This is a genomic window from Sphingomonas baiyangensis (assembly GCF_005144715.1).
Classification (GTDB): Bacteria; Pseudomonadota; Alphaproteobacteria; order Sphingomonadales; family Sphingomonadaceae; genus Sphingomonas; species Sphingomonas baiyangensis.
This window is the reverse complement of sequence record NZ_SWKR01000002.1, coordinates 632,776-648,593: the sequence shown is the minus strand read 5'-3', so window position 1 is coordinate 648,593 and position 15,818 is coordinate 632,776. Positions and strand designations below refer to the sequence as shown.

Sequence of the window (15,818 nt, the reverse complement as noted above, 5' to 3'; positions counted from 1 at the left end):
CCCTGATACGATTTGCGGCGACCCTAAGCGCCCCCAAGCGCCCGCACAACGGAGCAAAGCCACAGCCCGCCCGTTCAGCCCGGATGCCGTCCTTCGATCTCGACCGCTTCGTCACCGCGCAGGAAGGTGTCTGGCCGCAGGCGCTTGCCGAACTGCGCGCCGGCCGCAAGCGCAGCCACTGGATGTGGTTCGTGTTCCCGCAGATCGCCGGTCTCGGCCGAAGCCCGATGGCCGTCCGCTACGCGCTCGCATCGCGCGAGGAGGCCGCCGCCTATCTGGCGCGCCCATTGCTCGGCGGGCGGTATCGAGCGGCGGTCGCAGCGCTGCTGGCGCTCGATACGACCGATGCCAAGGCGATCCTCGGCGCGGTCGACGCGATGAAGCTCCGCTCGTCGCTGACGCTGTTTCACGCTGCCAGCGACGACCCGCTCTTCGCGCAGGCGATCGATCGCTTCTTCGCCACGCCCGACGCGGCGACGCTTCGCCTTCTCTAGGCCGGAGCCGGTATCCGCCGCTCGACCTGCACGACACCCGCGGCATCGGGCGGCAACCGAACCTCAGTAAAGGTCGCGCCCTCGCCAAGCCAGACGAGAACATCGCCGCCGCTTGCCGTGACGACGCGCGGCTCAAGCGCGAGCAACTTGGCGCGAAGCGCGTCGTCGCCGCTATCGCAGAAACCCGACGCGGTCCGGTCGATACAGGCGATACGCGTCTGGCCCAGCGCCGGCAGCCGCGAGAGCGCGCGTAGCGCAGCCGCGGCATCGAGACCCGGATTGACGTGCACATAGCCCGTATCGGGACAGCCTCCTTCCGCCACCAGCGTGACCCGCGTCATGCGATAGACCTGCTGCGGCCGCGCCTGCGCGCGCGGCTGGTTCGGGTGCGCGAAAAGCGCGCGCCACGTCCCCCGCTCGCATCCGCCGGCGACCCTTACCGGGCGCTCGTGCAGATCGACGTCGATCGTCGCGGGCGGTTGCAGGCCACCCGGCGGCAGGATTTCGATCGCCGCGATCGGGCGATGGTCGCGACCGGCCAGCACCGCGCGACCGGCATCGACTGGCGCCATGCGCTCGACTTCGGCAAGCGTCGGCCCTGCTTGCGCCGCCGCCAGCAGCAAGGCTGCCGCGAGCGTGCTCATACCGCCTCCACGATCGTGACATTGGCGATGCCGCCGCCTTCGCACATCGTCTGGAGCCCATAGCGCCCGCCGCGCGCGCGAAGCGCGTGGACCAGCGTCGTCATCAGCTTGGTGCCCGTTCCCCCCAGCGGATGCCCCAGCGCGATCGCGCCGCCATTGACGTTGAGCTTCGCGGCGTCGGCGCCCGTTGCCTTCAGCCAGGCCATCGGCACCGATGCGAACGCCTCGTTGACCTCGAACAGGTCGATATCGTCGATCTTGAGCCCCGACCGCTCGAGCGCGCGCGCGGTGGCGGGAATGGGTTCCTCGAGCATGATAACGGGGTCGCCCGCCGTGACGGTGAGGTTGACGATCCGTGCCAGCGGTTTGAGCCCGAAGCGCTTGATCGCCGTCTCGCTGGCGATCAGCACGCCCGACGCACCATCGGTGATCTGGCTGGCATTGGCGGCGGTGATGCTGCCCCCTTCGGCGATCGTGCGCACGCCGCCGATCGCTTCGATCGACGCATCGAAGCGCACGCCTTCGTCCTGCGACACGACGCCGTCGGCGGTCTCCACCGGCACGATCTCAGCAGCAAACGCCCCACTCTCGATCGCCGCGCGCGCCTTGCGATGGCTTTCGAGCGCAAAGGCGTCCATCTCCGCGCGGCTGAACCCATATTTGTCGGAGATCGCCTGCGCGCCGTGGAACTGGCTGAATCCCTTCACGCCGAAGCGATCGAGAATGGCGCGGCTGAACGGCCCCTCCCCCAGCCCCGCAGCCTGCGCCAGATGCACATTGGAACCCATCGGCACGCGCGTCATGTGTTCGGCACCCGCCGCGATCACCAGGTCCTGCGTGCCCGACATGACGGCTTGCGCGGCAAAATGGAGCGCCTGCTGCGATGAGCCGCACTGCCGGTCGATCGTCACTGCCGGCACGGTCTGCGGCAGCTTCGAGGCAAGTACCATGTTGCGCCCAAAGGCAAAGGCCTGCTCGCCCACCTGGCTGACGCAGCCGACGATCACGTCGTCGATCGCAGCCGGATCGACGCCGCTGCGCTCGACCAGCGCGTTCAGTACCACCGCCCCCAGATCGGCAGGATGCACGCTGGCGAGGCCACCCTTGCGCCGGCCACCCGGCGTGCGCGCCGCTTCGACGATATAGGCCTCGGCCATGCAAACTCTCCTGAACGGTTGCTCTTTGCTACGGTTGTACCGCGCCCGCCTGCCCGGTCAATCGACCGCGAACGCCGGCGATTGTGCGCGATCGGATGCGGTGATAGTGGCGACAGCCTCCCGCCCTCAGCGATCGGCCCCGTCATTCTTACCGTCCTGCTACCGCTCGCCGTCATCGCGATGATGGTCGCCGCGAATGCACTATATGTCGCGGCCGAGTTCGCGACGGTCGGCTCGCGAAAGTCGCGCGTCCAGGAAAGCGCCGAAGGCGGCAACCGCGCAGCCGCCAAGCTGCTCGCGATCCTGCGCGATCCCAAGCGGCTCGACAATTATGTCGCGGGTTGCCAGATCGGCATCACCGTCAGCAGCCTGGTAGCCGGCGCCTATGGCCAGGCCGCGCTCACGCCGCTGCTGACACCCGTGCTCGGCCCGATCGGCGGACAGGCGGCGGCAGTCGTCGCCGTGCTGATCTTCGTCACGGTCGTGCAGGTGGTGTTCGGCGAACTGCTGCCCAAGACCATCGCGCTGCGCTATCCCGAGCGGCTCGCCATGGGCACGATGCTGCCGATGCGCGCGAGCCTTGTCGTGTTCAAGCCGCTGATCTGGCTGTTCAACGGCACGGCATTCGCATTGATGCGGCTGTTCCGCCTCAATGGCGATCACAGCCACATGCACGTCCATTCGCCGCAGGAGCTCGAAGCGCTGTACCGCGATAGCGCGGCCGGCGGCCTGATCGACGCCGACGAGCGCGACATGCTCTCGGGCGCGCTGCACGTCGACGAGCGGCTGGTGCGCGCGATCATGACGCCACGGACGCGAATGGTGACCGTCGCAGCCTCCGAAACGGTGGGCGACGCCATCCTGCGCGTCGCCGAAACGCCCTATTCGCGATTTCCCGTGACCGGCGAGAACCGCGACGATGTGGTCGGCGTGGTCCATCTGCGTTCGTTGTTCGCGGCCTATGAGAAGGATCCCGCCACGCTCGTCGCGGCGATCCAGCGCGCGCCGCTGATCGTTGCCGACGTCATGTCGGTGCCGCGGCTGTGGGAAACGCTGCGCGCCAAGGGTCGGCGCAGCGCAATGGTCATCAACGAATATGGCAGTTTCGCCGGCCTGGTCACGCTCGAGGACGCGCTCGAGGAAGTGTTCGGCGAGGTGCAGGACGAGTTCGACGACGAGGAGGAACTCGTCATCGAACAGGACGGCGAGCTCAGCGTCCGCGGCGACGTGACGCTATCGATGCTTGCGGACCGCCATGCGGTAGTCCTGCCCGATGACCGCGCCGACACGATCAGCGGCCTTGCCTGGCATGAATTCGGCAGGCTCCCGCTGGTGGGCGACGAGAGGCCCATCGCCGGTACGCAGTGGCGCATGCGGATCGAGGCGATGGAAGGCTATGCGGTGCGCCGCGTCCGCCTGATCGACACGCCGACCGCCCCCGACGAAGCCGAGAGCGAGCTGTGAGCGCGGTCCTCTTTCCCATCGCGGTGATCGCGGCACTGATCGTGGCGAACGGCGTGTTCGTGGCGGCCGAGTTCGCGCTTGTCGGTGCCCGGCGCGCGCGGATCGAGGCGATGGCCCGCGACGGCAGCGGCGCCGCACGGTGGCTGCTGCGCGTCTTCGATCGCGATGCGGGGAAAGACGCCTATATCGCGATCGCGCAGCTCGGCATCACGCTCGCCAGCATCGGCCTTGGCATGTACGGCGAACCCGCCGTCGCGGCGTGGCTCTACGGGCCGCTCGAAGACGCCGGGCTGACCTACGAGCAGAGCCACGCAGTGGGCTTCGTCATCGCGCTTGGCGGCATCACCTATCTGCACGTCGTGTTCGGCGAGATGATCCCCAAGGCGCTTGCGCTTCAGGTGCCCGAAGCGGTCAGCGTCACGATCAATCCGGTCATGCGGGTCTTCGGCTTCGTGTTCAGGCCGATGGTGTTCGTGCTCAACCAGATCGCCTTCGCGCTGATGCGCCTGCTCGGCATTCCCGATCCCGACAAGACGGCGATGCTCTACACCTCCAAGGAGCTCGAGATCGCGACCGAGGAGGTGGCCGAAAGCGGTCAGCTCGACGCTGCGCAGCGCCGCCTCATCGACAATATCTTCGAGATGGAGGATCGCACCGCCGAGGAGCTGATGACCTCGCGCGCGCGGATGCAGGCCGTGGCGCTCGACGCGGCACCCGATGACGTGAGCGGGCTGATCGCGACGAGCACGCAGGCGCGCTATCCCGTCTATCGTACATCGCTCGATGACATTGCCGGCGTGCTGCACGTCAAGGATTTCGTGCGCGCGCGTCTGGGCGGCGGGTTGACTTCGCTCGAGCGGATCGTCCGTCCGCTGCCGCGTGTCGCGGCCACCATGTCGGCGATCGAGTTGATGGCGCTGTTCAAGAAGCAGCGCGTGCACGCCGCGCTGGTAGTCGACGAGTTCGGCGGCACGCTCGGTATCGTCACGATGGACGACCTCGTCGAGGATCTGATCGACGACGAAGCACGACCCTCGCCCGACTGGATCCGGAAGCTTCCCGATGGTTCGCTCCTGCTCGACGGCGAAGTCACGCTGACCGAGCTCGCCGAGGACCACGATATCGTCATCGCAAATGACGAAGTCACGACCGTCGCGGGGCTGTTCCTCGCGCAATCGGGTACCGTGCCCGAACAGGGCGAAACGTTGACGTTTGGCAAGCTGCGCCTCGTTGCCGAGGAGATGCAGGGCCGCAAGATCACGCGCGTCCGGCTGCGACGTCAGGACAGCGACTGATCCTTGCCGCCATTGCCTGTGATGCTGTTTCTCTGAGGACCTGAACGATGCACGCTGTCCGCTCTCCGCTCGCGCCCGCCGGCTTTCCCGAAATGCCCCCGATCGCCGGACTGGAGCTGCGCGTCGCCCGTGCGCGCTACAAGGATTGGGACAGGGCGGACCTGACGCTTGCCCTGCTCGACGAGGGGACTGCCGTTGCCGGGGTGACCACGCGCAGCCGCTGCCCCTCGCCCGAGGTCGAGTGGTGCCGAAAGGCCCTCGTTCTAGGCAAGGCGCGGGCGCTGGTGGTGAATGCCGGCAACGCAAACGCCTTCACCGGCAATCGCGGCCGCGCCGCCGTCGAAGCGATCGCCGCACGCATTGCCGGCCATTTGGCCTGCCAGCCGTCCGACGTGTTCGTGGCCTCCACCGGCGTCATCGGCGTGCCGCTGCCGATCGACCGCGCCGAAGCCGGGCTCGACGCCGCCATCGCCGCGCCTGCCGCAGGCTGGGAGGAAGCCGCCGCCGCGATCGCGACCACCGACACCTTCACAAAAGGCGCAACGGCGACCGCGATCGTTGACGGGCGAACGATCACCATCACCGGCATCATCAAGGGCTCGGGCATGATCGCGCCCGACATGGCGACGATGCTCGGCTTCGTCTTCACCGACGCCGCCGTCGACCCGGCCTTTCTGCAAGCGGCGCTCGACGACGCCAATGCGCAGACCTTCTCGTGCATCACGGTGGATGGCGACACATCGACCAGCGATACCGTGCTCGCCTTCGCCACCGGCAAGGCGGGCAACCGCACGCTTGCCGAAACCGACGATCCGGGTGCCGACGCCTTTCGCGCCGCCCTGGCCGATGTCTGCCGCGAACTCGCGCATCTCGTGGTGCGCGATGGCGAAGGTGCCAGCAAGTTCATCCGCATCGACGTGACGGGCGCCGAAAGCGACACGAGCGCCCGCCGCATCGCAATGAGCATCGCCAACTCGCCGCTGGTGAAGACCGCGATCGCCGGCGAGGACGCCAATTGGGGGCGCGTCGTGATGGCAGTCGGCAAGGCCGGCGAACCCGCCGAGCGCGATCGACTGTCGATCAGCTTCGGCGGCATCGAGGTCGCGCGCGAAGGCCTGGTGGTCGAAGGCTATGACGAGGCGCCCGTCGCCGCGCATCTCAAAGGCAGCGAGATCGACATCGGGGTCGATCTGGGCCTGGACGAAGGCCGCGCGACCGTCTGGACGTGCGACCTGACGCACGGCTACATCGAAATCAACGCCGACTATCGAAGCTGAAGCGGCGAGCAAATAGTCAAGGATAGAGGAGACCGGCGCCTTCTCGGAGAAAGCGCCGGCCGATCAATGGTCAGAGCTCGCCTTCGAGCCACGCCTTCAACCGGCCCTTCGGCTCGGCGCCAACCTTGGTGGCGGCGGGTTGGCCGTTCTTGAACAGGATCATCGTCGGGATGCCGCGCACGCCGTACTTGCCCGGCGCCTCGGGATTCTCGTCGATATTGAGCTTGGTGATCGTCACCTGCTCACCCAGTTCCTCGGACAGCTCCTCGAGGCTCGGGCCGATCATCTTGCACGGACCGCACCACTCCGCCCAGAAATCGACGAGCACGGGCTTGTCGGCGCCCAGCACGTCGGAAGCGAAGCTGGCATCGGTGACGGCTTTGGTAGCCATTCGATAATCTCCTGATATGTCAGCCCGCAATCTATGCGGCCGACATCGAAGCGCAAGCGCCGCTCCGCCTTTATGCAGGCGAAGCGGCGCTTGTCGGGTCAGGCCTTGGTCGTCGTCCCCGCGCCGGTCGTGCCGGCCTTGCGCGCTGCCGGCTTCTTGGGCGCGGCCTTGCGTTTCTCGACCAGCTTGGTCACGCCGAACGCCGCGCCGGCGACGGCAGCAGCAGCGCCTGCCGCGATTGCAGCAGCCGCCACTGGATGCTTCTTGGCCGAATCGACCGTCGTTTCGGTAGCAGCATCGATCTTGGCCTTCGCCTTCGACGCCGCCTTCGACGTGCTTTCACGCGCCTTGGTCAGCTTCTGAGCGGCAGCATCGCCAGCCTTGGACAGCTTGGTGGCCGCGGTGTCAGCGGCATCGGATGCGGTCTTGTCGATCGTTTCTGCGGTCATGTCGAAAACTCCCTTCGCAAGTGCAAACCGTTACGGCCGCTGTCTGTTCCCGCAGCCGTAACGATCGCAGCCCTCAGAGCGTCTCGATCAGGTGGTCGGCCGAGCTGACCTTGAACTCGCCCGGCGCCTCGACATGCAGCTGCTCGACCACGCCGTCGTTGACGATCATCGCATAACGCTGGCTGCGCTGGCCCATGCCATAGGCGCTGCCATCCATCTCGAGCCCGATTGCGCGGGCGAACTCGCCATTGCCGTCGGCGAGCATCGTCACCGTCTCGCCGGCGTTGTTGGCCTTGCTCCAGGCACCGAGCACGAAAGCGTCGTTCACCGCGGTGCAGGCGATCTCGTCGACGCCCTTGGCCTTCAACTCGTCGGCACGCTCGACATAGCCCGGCAGGTGCTTGACCGAACAGGTCGGCGTGAAGGCGCCGGGCACCGAGAACAGCGCCACGCGCCGGCCCTTGAAATAATCGGCAGCCGATATCTGTTCGGGGCCGTTCTCCGTTGCCTTCACGAAACTGGCTTCGGGCAGGCGGTCGCCAACGTTGATGCTCATTTTGTATCCTTAGGCTGGGTGGATGACAGGCGCGACGTGCGTGGCCGACACCCGGATTTCAACCGGTGGCGGATCGAATAGGCGCCACTTATGGTTAGGGCGTGATGGACGCTTCCCCCTTTCTCACCGGCCAGTATCTGCTCGCGATGCCCGGCATCGGCGATCCCCGCTTTTCGCGCGCCGTCATCGCGATGTGCGCGCATGACGAGAATGGCGCGCTGGGCATCGGTGTCGGCGCGACGATCGAGGGACTTACCCTGGGCGATGTGCTCGGCCAGTTCGACATCGAAGGCGCCGCGGTAGCCGACACGCCGGTCCATTTCGGAGGCCCGGTCGAGCCGCAGCGCGGGTTCGTGCTGCATACGCCCGACTGGGGCGGTCAGGACACGATCGACGTGGCGGGTCGCTGGGCGTTGTCGGGCACGATCGATATCCTGCGCGCCATCGCCGATGGCAGCGGCCCGTCGCGATGGCTCGTGGCGCTCGGCTATGCCGGCTGGGGCGAAGGCCAGCTCGATGCCGAGATGACGAAGCATGGGTGGCTCAACGTCGCTGCCGGCACGCACCTGCTGTTCGACACGACGGCCGAAGCACGCTGGCGCGCGGGATTCGCCGAGGCGGGTATCGATCCCACCATGCTGGCAACCGGCGCCGGCACTGCCTGACGACATATAAAGATATCTTTATATTTGCGTTCGCGTCATCGGCACGGTAGGGAGCGCGCGATTGCGAGCGGCTGTTGCCGTGCGCGCCCCATGCAGTTTCAGGAGACCAGACTTGGCCACCGCCCCCGTGCTCGACCGCAGCGATTACGTCATCAAGGATATCGGCCTCGCCGATTTCGGCCGCGCCGAGATTCGCATCGCCGAGACCGAGATGCCCGGCCTGATGGCGCTGCGCGACGAATATGGCGCCGGGCAGCCGCTCAAGGGCGCGCGCATTACCGGTTCGCTGCACATGACGATCCAGACTGCGGTGCTCATCGAGACGCTTACCGCGCTCGGCGCCGACGTCCGCTGGGCGACGTGCAACATCTTCTCGACGCAGGACCACGCCGCCGCCGCCATCGCCGCGACCGGCGTGCCGGTGTTCGCCGTGAAGGGCGAGAGCCTTGCCGACTATTGGGACTATGTCGGCGACATCTTCACCTGGGACCATGAAGCCGAGGGCCAGACCGCCAACATCATCCTCGACGATGGCGGCGACGCCACGATGTTCGCGCTGTGGGGCGCCAAGCTCGAAGCCGGCGCCACGCTGCCCGAGCCCGAGAATGACGAGGAAGTCGAGTTCCAGCGCGCGCTCAAGGCATTCATCGCCAAGAAGCCCGGCTATCTCACGCAGACCGTCAAGAACTTGAAGGGCGTGTCGGAGGAAACCACCACCGGCGTGCACCGCCTGTACGAGATCGCCAAGAAGGGCGAGCTCCCCTTCCCCGCGATCAACGTCAACGACAGCGTCACCAAGTCGAAGTTCGACAATCTCTATGGCTGCAAGGAATCGCTGGTCGACGCCATCCGCCGCGCCACCGACGTGATGCTCGCCGGCAAGGTCGCCGTGGTCGCGGGCTTCGGTGACGTCGGCAAGGGTTCGGCGCAGTCGCTGCGCAACGGCGGCGCGCGCGTGCTGGTTACCGAGATCGATCCCATCTGCGCGCTGCAGGCGGCGATGGAAGGCTTCGAGGTCGTGACGATGGAGGAAGCCGTCACCCGCGCAGACATCTTCTGCACCGCGACGGGCAATGCCGACGTCATCACCGCCGATCACATGAAGGCGATGAAGCCGATGTCGATCGTGTGCAACATCGGCCATTTCGACAGCGAGATCCAGATCGCCGCGCTCTCGAACTACAAGTGGACCGAGGTCAAGCCCGGCACCGATCTCGTCGAGTTCCCCGACGGCAAGCAGATCATCGTGCTCGCCAAGGGCCGCTTGGTGAATCTCGGCTGCGCCACCGGCCACCCGAGCTTCGTCATGTCGTCGAGCTTCACCAACCAGGTACTCGCGCAGATCGAGCTGTGGACCAATGGCGATGCCTATCAGAACCAGGTCTATGTCCTGCCCAAGCATCTCGACGAGAAGGTCGCGGCATTGCACCTCGAGAAGCTCGGCGTGAAGCTGTCGAAGCTCACCCCCAAGCAGGCCGGCTATATCGGCGTGGCGGTCGAAGGTCCGTTCAAGCCCGATCACTACCGCTACTGATTGTTGCGAAACTGCAACAGCCTGAAGGGCGTCGGCGCTGCCGACGCCCTTTTGTGTCTTTTTTGCGACAGTTTCCCAAGATTTCTCGGCAGCGTGCCGTTTCGGGATACTCCAAGCCCACGCGTTGTTAAGGGCGTGCAATCATACGTGATTTGCACGCTTTTGGGCGTTGAGAGACAAAAGGGGAATATGAGATGGCTCGAACCAGCATTTTTGGGGCGTCCTCGCTCGTTCTTGCGACTTTGCTGTCCGCACCGGCGATGGCGCAGGACGTGCCGCCAGCGGGCGCGCAGGACAACCAGGCCTCGTCTCCTATCCTGACGCCCGAGGAACTGTCCGAAACCGATAGCGCCGATCAGATCATCGTTACAGGTACGCGTATCCGCTCGCAGCAGTTCGATCAGCCCAATCCCGTCGTGTCGGTGTCAGGCGACCTGATCCAGAATACGGGCGCCACCAACATCACCGGCTTTCTCGCCGACTTTCCTGCACTGACGGGTTCGTCGGATTCGAACGACAACTCGGGTTCGAACGCCGGCATCGGCGGCGTCGGTCTCAATCTGCTCGACCTGCGCAATCTCGGCACGCAGCGTACGCTCGTTCTCGTGGATGGCCGGCGGCACGTGTCCTCGGTGCCGGGTTCGGCATCGATCGACACCAACACGATCCCGCTCGATCTCGTCGTCCGCACCGATATCGTCACCGGCGGCGCATCGTCGATCTATGGCGCGGATGCGGTCAGCGGCGTCGTGAACTTCGTGCTGCGCCAGGATTTCGAGGGCATTACCGCACGCGTGCAGAGCGGCATCTCGGATGAAGGTGATACGGGCAACCAGTTCCTCGCCGTCACCGCCGGTCAAAACTTCGCCGGAGGGCGCGGCAACATCGCCGTGTCGCTCGAGTACAGCCAGGAAAGCCGCTTCCTGCGCGAACAGCGCCGGCGCCTGCGTCCCGAGAACTTCGCCACCTTCAGCGACAACGTGAACGATCCGGACGACGATCCCAACGTCCCCGACCAGATTCCCTATTATGACGTGCGCTATTTTGATTCGAACCCCATCGGCGCCATCGACACCAATCTGGATTTCACGCCCGATTTCATCGGCAATGGCAGCGTGTTCGATCCCGGCACCTATGCCGGCGGCATCTTTCAGAGCGGCGGCAGCGGCACGCCCGTCGCCACCTATGGCGGCGAACTGCTTCCGCGTATCGAGCGCTTCGTGAGCAACCTGCTTTTCAGCTACGAAGTGCTGCCGAACATCAAGGCTTATGTTCAGGGTAAATATGCCCGGGTCGAGTCGGATTCGGAAGGTCAGCCGACGTTCGACTTCACGATTCTCACGCCGCTCGACAACGCCTTCCTGCCCGACAATATTCGCGCGCAGGCGATCGCCGATGCGGGCAATTTCGGCGTTCTGGTCAACCGCGACAATCTCGACATCGGTCGTCGTGGCCAGAACAACAAGCGCGAGACCTATCGCAGCGTCGTTGGCGTCCGCGGTGACGTCACCAGCAATGTCGAGTTCGACGTGTCATACGTTTATGGCCGTTCGGATGCCCGTCTGCTGCAGACGCGCACGCGCTTCAACGATCGCTTCTTCGCGGCTATCGACGCTGTTGACGAGGGCCAGGTTCTCAATGGAACGCCCAACGGCAACATCGTATGCCGGTCGAACATCGCGCCGGCATCGCTCAGCAACCAGCCTTTCTACAACTTCCAGAGCGCACCGTTCGATTTCGACGCTCAGCAGCTGTCGTTCACGCCCGGTCCGAATAGCGGCTGCGTGCCCTTCAACCTCTTCAGCGATCAACAGGCGCCCGGCGCCATCGACTTCCTGCTGACCGACGCGGTCGACACGTCGCGTATTCAGCAGCATGTCGTGAACGCTTTCGTCTCGGGTACCATTGGCGACAATATTCGCTTGTGGGGCGACGCGATCGGCTTCGCGGTAGGTGGTGAATACCGCTTCGAAAAAAGCGAATCCTTCCCCGACCCGGTCAACACGACCGGCCTCACCTTCGGCAACGCGCTGTTTCCCGAGACCGGATCGTTCGATGTCTGGGAGGCATTCGGCGAGCTCAACGTGCCGATCATCAGCAATCGACCCTTTGCAGAGGAACTGTCGATCAACGGCGCGGTCCGCATCTCCGACTACAGCACGATCGGCACCGCAACGACGTACAGCATCGGCGGTATCTATGCCCCAATCCGCGACGTCCGCTTCCGCGGCACCTATGCGCGCGCGGTCCGTGCGCCCAATATCGGCGAGCTTTTCGGTCCGCAGAACCAGACCTTCTCGTTCATCGAGGATCCGTGCGCTCCGCAGAACATCAACGACGGCACGAGCACGCGCGTTGCCAATTGCCAGGCGATCTTCCAGCAGCTCGGCCTCAACGCGCAGCAGATCGCCGATTTCACGGGTGACGTCAGCTCGAGCCTGCCCGGGCTTGCCGGTGGCAACCCCGATCTGAGCGAGGAAACGGCAACGACCTGGACGGCCGGCGTCGTATTGCGGCCCAGCTTCATTCCGCGGCTCAACGTCTCGGTCGATTTCTACGACGTCCGGATCGAAGACGCGATCTCGACGCCCGCGCTCGATCGCGTCGCCGAGTTGTGCGTCGATGCGCCCGATCTGAACAACCAGTTCTGTGACGCGATCGATCGCAACCCCGGTACGAACCCGAGCGCGCCGGGTGTCGTCAGCGGCTTCCGGCTACTGCCGCAGAACGTGGCCGAGTTCACGACGCGCGGCATCGACTTCACCGTGGCCTACAGCCTGCCGACCTCGTCTCTCGGCACGTTCGGTGTCGGCATTCGCGGCAACTATCTCGATCGCCTGACCTTCATCGCCGTTCCCGGCGGCAACACGATCAACTCGAAGGGCACCGTCAACGCTCCCGAGTGGCAGGTCAACGCCAATGTGAACTGGTCGATCGACAAGTATCTCGTTACGTACCGCATGAACTATTTCAGCAAGACGTCGCGGTTCACCAACGAGCAGATCGCCGCCGATCCCGATATCGTCGCACCCGAATTCCTGTACTTCGACGAACGGTTCACGCACGATGTGCAGCTGGCGATCGCTCCGAACGATCGGTTCAGCTTCTACATGGGCGTGAACAACGTGTTCAATCAGGAGCCCGACATCGGTTCGACCTTCTATCCCGTCGCTGCGACCGGCCGTTACATCTATGCCGGTGCACGCATGTCGATCGATCGTCTGTTCTGATCGACGTGACGCAAAAAAAGAGGGCGGTGCCTCGCGGCGCCGCCCTTTTTTGCGTCCGTAGTGGCCGTCGCGCCTACAGCAGCGCCACGATATCCTTCTCGATCGCCTCGGGCGTTGTCGTCGGCGCGTAGCGATCGACGACGCGGCCGTCGCGGTCGATCAGGAACTTGGTGAAGTTCCACTTGATGCCCTCGCTGCCCAGCAGGCCGGGCGCCTGCGCCTTCAGGTGCTGCCACAAGGGCGCGGCGTCGGCGCCGTTGACGTCGATCTTGCCGAACACCGGAAAGCTCACATCATAGCTGGTGGCGCAGAAGCGCGCGATCTCCGCAGCGTCTCCCGGCTCCTGCGCGCCGAACTGGTTGCACGGGAATGCCAGCACCGCGAAGCCCGCATCGCGGTGCCGCCGGTACAGCGCCTCGAGCCCGGCATATTGCGGGGTGAAGCCGCATTTCGACGCGACGTTGACGATCAGCAACACTCGCCCGCGATAGGCCGATAGATCGGTGGCGCTGCCGTCGGCGGCCGTCACGGGGATCGCGTGGATATCGGTCATTCGAGCACTCCGTCATGCAGCCGCACCACGCGGTCCATCCGTGCTGCGAGCCGTTCGTTGTGCGTCGCCACCAGTGCCGCCGATCCCTCGCCGCGCACTAGCCGCAGGAACTCGGCGAACACGATGTCGGCGGTCGCCTCGTCAAGGTTTCCCGTGGGCTCGTCGGCGAGCACCAGCGCGGGCCGGTTGGCCAGCGCGCGCGCCACTGCGACGCGCTGCTGCTCACCGCCCGAAAGCTGGTTGGGCCGGTGCGTCAGCCGCCGCGCGAGCCCCAGCGCGCCCAGCAGCTCGGCCGCCCGCGCCTCGGCCACATCGCGCTCAGTGCCGCCGATCAGCTGCGGCAGCACGACATTCTCCTGCGCGGTGAAATCGGGCAGAAGGTGATGGAACTGGTAAATGAACCCCATGCGATCACGCCGCGTCTCGGTCCGCCGATCGCCGTTCAGCTTCGCCACTTCCTCGCCGGCGACGCGGATCGATCCCTCGAAGCCACCCTCGAGCAATCCCACCGCCTGCAACAGCGTCGACTTGCCCGAGCCCGAAGGCCCCAGAAGTGCCACGATCTCGCCCGGCGCCACCGCCAGATCGACGCCGCGCAGCACCTCGATCGTCTCGCCGCCCTGCGTGAAGCTGCGCTTCAACGCCGTCGTCTGAAGTACCGCCTCACTCATAGCGCAGCACCTGCACCGGATCGGTGCTCGCCGCCTTGAAGGCCGGGTACAGCGTCGCGAGCACGCTGAAGGTGAATGCCATCAGCACGATGCCCGCCACCTCGACCGGGTCGGTCTTCGCCGGCAACTCGGTGAGATAGCGCATCGAGGGATCCCATATCTGCTGGCCCGAGATCAGCCCCACGAAGCCCAGCACTTGCTCGCGGAAGTAGAGGAGTACGAACCCCAGGATCAGCCCCGCCAGAATGCCGAGGCTGCCGATCGTCGTGCCAACCGTCATGAAGATGCGGATCAGGCCGCCGCGCGTGGCGCCCATCGTGCGCAGGATCGCGATGTCGCGCGTCTTGGCGCGCACCAGCATGATGAGCGACGAGAGGATGTTGAAAACCGCCACCACGATCAGGATCGACAATACGGTGAAGGTCACCAGCCTATCGACCTGCAACGCCTCGAATATCTCCGAATTGAGCCGCCGCCAGTCGGCGAGCACCCCCGATGCCCCTATTTTGGCTTCCAAGGGCGCCAGGATTTCGCCCACGCGATCGGGATCGACGGTGTCGATTTCGACCAGCCCCACCGAATCGCCCATCAGCAGCAGCGTCTGCGCGTCCTCCATCGGCATGACGATGAACGCCTTGTCATAGTCGAAGATGCCGACCTCGAAGATCGCGCCGATACGGTACGAGACGATGCGCGGCACCGTGCCGAACGGCGTGGCGGGGCCTTGCGGACTGATGAGCGAGATCTCGGTACCTACCGTGGCGCCCAGCGCCTGCGCCAGCCGCGAGCCGATCGCGACGGTGCCTGCTCCCGGCTGCAACCGGTCGAGGCTGCCGATCACTACGTTGGTGGCGATCGTGGGGTTCGAGCGGATGTCCTCGACGCGCATGCCGCGCACCAGCACGCCTTCGACGCGACCGTTGAAGCCCGCCATCAGCGGCTGCTCGATCAGCGGCGTCGCGCCCGTCACGCCCGGCGTCGCCTGCGCCTCGCGTACGATATCGCGCCAGTCGCGCAACTGGCCGCCATAGCCCTGCACCACGGCATGACCGTTCAGCCCCACGATCTTGTCGAACAGCTCGGCGCGGAAGCCGTTCATCACGCTCATCACGATCACAAGCGCGGCGACGCCCAGCATCACCGCCACCAGGCTGATGCCGGCGACGAGAAAGATGAACGCCTCGCCCCGGCCGGGCAACAGATAGCGCCGGGCGATCATGCGCTCGTAACGGGAAAGGATCATCGATTGCCTTTGAAAAACGGGACCGGAACGATGGCCGCCTTCGCCTAGAACAGCGTGGCGGGGCGTGCAATCAGCGCTGTTGCCAAATGAACACAGGGTTAAGCGATTCGGTGGCAGCGGCTTGGTTTGGCGATGACATCGCAGCGCGATGCGCTTAACCGAAGGCCATCGAAGCGCAGGCAATGGCCGTGGTTC

Annotated in this window: 15 protein-coding genes; 7 read left to right on the top strand and 8 right to left on the bottom strand. The window is 65.4% G+C overall.

Going from position 1 to position 15,818, the window contains the following annotated elements:
- Window positions 1–83 precede the first annotated feature (83 nt).
- Entirely contained in the window at window positions 84–494 is a 411-nt protein-coding gene (locus tag FBR43_RS06315; RefSeq protein WP_136942360.1) for a DUF1810 domain-containing protein, read from the top strand.
- Here FBR43_RS06315 and FBR43_RS06310 read toward each other — a convergent pair.
- Window positions 491–1,138 carry a hypothetical protein gene (locus FBR43_RS06310; protein WP_136942359.1) on the bottom strand — a complete coding sequence of 216 codons (648 nt, stop codon included), beginning with the start codon at window positions 1,136–1,138 and terminating at the stop codon, window positions 491–493. The genes FBR43_RS06315 and FBR43_RS06310 overlap by 4 nt on opposite strands.
- Window positions 1,135–2,295 carry an acetyl-CoA C-acetyltransferase gene (locus tag FBR43_RS06305; RefSeq protein WP_136942358.1) on the bottom strand — a complete coding sequence of 387 codons (1,161 nt, stop codon included), beginning with the start codon at window positions 2,293–2,295 and terminating at the stop codon, window positions 1,135–1,137. The genes FBR43_RS06310 and FBR43_RS06305 overlap by 4 nt, the downstream gene beginning before the upstream one ends.
- 180 nt (window positions 2,296–2,475) lie before the next feature.
- On the opposite strand from FBR43_RS06305, the gene FBR43_RS06300 reads away from it, so the two are divergent.
- From FBR43_RS06300 to argJ, 3 genes are read left to right on the top strand one after another with little or no spacing between them, the layout of a single operon-like run.
- Window positions 2,476–3,759, top strand: coding sequence for a hemolysin family protein (locus FBR43_RS06300; RefSeq protein ID WP_136942357.1), 1,284 nt, complete (start codon window positions 2,476–2,478; stop codon window positions 3,757–3,759).
- Entirely contained in the window at window positions 3,756–5,054 is a 1,299-nt protein-coding gene (locus FBR43_RS06295; RefSeq protein WP_136942356.1) for a hemolysin family protein, read from the top strand. Before FBR43_RS06300 ends, FBR43_RS06295 begins: the two co-directional genes overlap by 4 nt.
- A gap of 47 nt (window positions 5,055–5,101) precedes the next feature.
- Window positions 5,102–6,331, top strand: coding sequence for a bifunctional glutamate N-acetyltransferase/amino-acid acetyltransferase ArgJ (gene argJ, locus FBR43_RS06290; protein ID WP_136942355.1), 1,230 nt, complete (start codon window positions 5,102–5,104; stop codon window positions 6,329–6,331).
- Between the two features lie 70 nt (window positions 6,332–6,401).
- Here argJ and trxA read toward each other — a convergent pair whose 3' ends face one another.
- The 3 genes from trxA to FBR43_RS06275 form a co-directional block, all read right to left on the bottom strand.
- A complete protein-coding gene (trxA, locus tag FBR43_RS06285; protein WP_136942354.1) occupies window positions 6,402–6,722 on the bottom strand; it encodes a thioredoxin TrxA in 321 nt (106 codons plus the stop codon).
- A gap of 98 nt (window positions 6,723–6,820) precedes the next feature.
- Window positions 6,821–7,171 (bottom strand): hypothetical protein, encoded by a 351-nt coding sequence (locus FBR43_RS06280; RefSeq protein WP_136942353.1) that lies wholly within the window; start codon window positions 7,169–7,171, stop codon window positions 6,821–6,823.
- Window positions 7,172–7,244: 73 nt separating this feature from the next.
- Entirely contained in the window at window positions 7,245–7,727 is a 483-nt protein-coding gene (locus FBR43_RS06275) for a peroxiredoxin (protein WP_136942352.1), read from the bottom strand.
- A gap of 104 nt (window positions 7,728–7,831) precedes the next feature.
- On the opposite strand from FBR43_RS06275, the gene FBR43_RS06270 reads away from it, so the two are divergent.
- The 3 genes from FBR43_RS06270 (at window position 7,832) to FBR43_RS06260 (ending at window position 13,156) form a co-directional block, all read left to right on the top strand.
- Window positions 7,832–8,392: a YqgE/AlgH family protein gene (locus tag FBR43_RS06270; RefSeq protein WP_136942351.1), complete on the top strand. Its 561-nt coding sequence runs from the start codon at window positions 7,832–7,834 to the stop codon at window positions 8,390–8,392.
- Window positions 8,393–8,504: 112 nt separating this feature from the next.
- Window positions 8,505–9,926 carry an adenosylhomocysteinase gene (gene ahcY / locus FBR43_RS06265; RefSeq protein ID WP_136942350.1) on the top strand — a complete coding sequence of 474 codons (1,422 nt, stop codon included), beginning with the start codon at window positions 8,505–8,507 and terminating at the stop codon, window positions 9,924–9,926.
- Between the two features lie 242 nt (window positions 9,927–10,168).
- Entirely contained in the window at window positions 10,169–13,156 is a 2,988-nt protein-coding gene (locus FBR43_RS06260) for a TonB-dependent receptor plug domain-containing protein (RefSeq protein ID WP_212611899.1), read from the top strand.
- Between the two features lie 73 nt (window positions 13,157–13,229).
- On the opposite strand, the gene FBR43_RS06255 is transcribed toward FBR43_RS06260, so the two are convergent.
- From FBR43_RS06255 to FBR43_RS06245, 3 genes are read right to left on the bottom strand one after another with little or no spacing between them, the layout of a single operon-like run.
- On the bottom strand, window positions 13,230–13,709 hold the full coding sequence (locus FBR43_RS06255) for a glutathione peroxidase (RefSeq protein WP_136942348.1): 480 nt from the start codon (window positions 13,707–13,709) through the stop codon (window positions 13,230–13,232).
- Entirely contained in the window at window positions 13,706–14,380 is a 675-nt protein-coding gene (locus FBR43_RS06250) for an ABC transporter ATP-binding protein (RefSeq protein WP_136942347.1), read from the bottom strand. The genes FBR43_RS06255 and FBR43_RS06250 overlap by 4 nt, the downstream gene beginning before the upstream one ends.
- Window positions 14,373–15,623, bottom strand: coding sequence for a lipoprotein-releasing ABC transporter permease subunit (locus FBR43_RS06245; RefSeq protein ID WP_136942346.1), 1,251 nt, complete (start codon window positions 15,621–15,623; stop codon window positions 14,373–14,375). The genes FBR43_RS06250 and FBR43_RS06245 overlap by 8 nt, the downstream gene beginning before the upstream one ends.
- Window positions 15,624–15,818: the final 195 nt, after the last annotated feature.

Excerpts from the sequence above, each read along its gene's own strand:
- FBR43_RS06300 (WP_136942357.1), top strand. The coding sequence starts at position 2,476 with ATGATGGTCGCCGCGAATGCACTATATGTCGCGGCCGAGTTCGCGACG.
- FBR43_RS06275 (WP_136942352.1), bottom strand. The coding sequence starts at position 7,727 with ATGAGCATCAACGTTGGCGACCGCCTGCCCGAAGCCAGTTTCGTGAAG.
- trxA (WP_136942354.1), bottom strand. The coding sequence starts at position 6,722 with ATGGCTACCAAAGCCGTCACCGATGCCAGCTTCGCTTCCGACGTGCTG.
- FBR43_RS06255 (WP_136942348.1), bottom strand. The coding sequence starts at position 13,709 with ATGACCGATATCCACGCGATCCCCGTGACGGCCGCCGACGGCAGCGCC.
- FBR43_RS06310 (WP_136942359.1), bottom strand. The coding sequence starts at position 1,138 with ATGAGCACGCTCGCGGCAGCCTTGCTGCTGGCGGCGGCGCAAGCAGGG.
- FBR43_RS06315 (WP_136942360.1), top strand. The coding sequence starts at position 84 with ATGCCGTCCTTCGATCTCGACCGCTTCGTCACCGCGCAGGAAGGTGTC.
- FBR43_RS06280 (WP_136942353.1), bottom strand. The coding sequence starts at position 7,171 with ATGACCGCAGAAACGATCGACAAGACCGCATCCGATGCCGCTGACACC.
- FBR43_RS06245 (WP_136942346.1), bottom strand. The coding sequence starts at position 15,623 with ATGATCCTTTCCCGTTACGAGCGCATGATCGCCCGGCGCTATCTGTTG.
- argJ (WP_136942355.1), top strand. The coding sequence starts at position 5,102 with ATGCACGCTGTCCGCTCTCCGCTCGCGCCCGCCGGCTTTCCCGAAATG.
- FBR43_RS06305 (WP_136942358.1), bottom strand. The coding sequence starts at position 2,295 with ATGGCCGAGGCCTATATCGTCGAAGCGGCGCGCACGCCGGGTGGCCGG.
- FBR43_RS06270 (WP_136942351.1), top strand. The coding sequence starts at position 7,832 with ATGGACGCTTCCCCCTTTCTCACCGGCCAGTATCTGCTCGCGATGCCC.
- FBR43_RS06250 (WP_136942347.1), bottom strand. The coding sequence starts at position 14,380 with ATGAGTGAGGCGGTACTTCAGACGACGGCGTTGAAGCGCAGCTTCACG.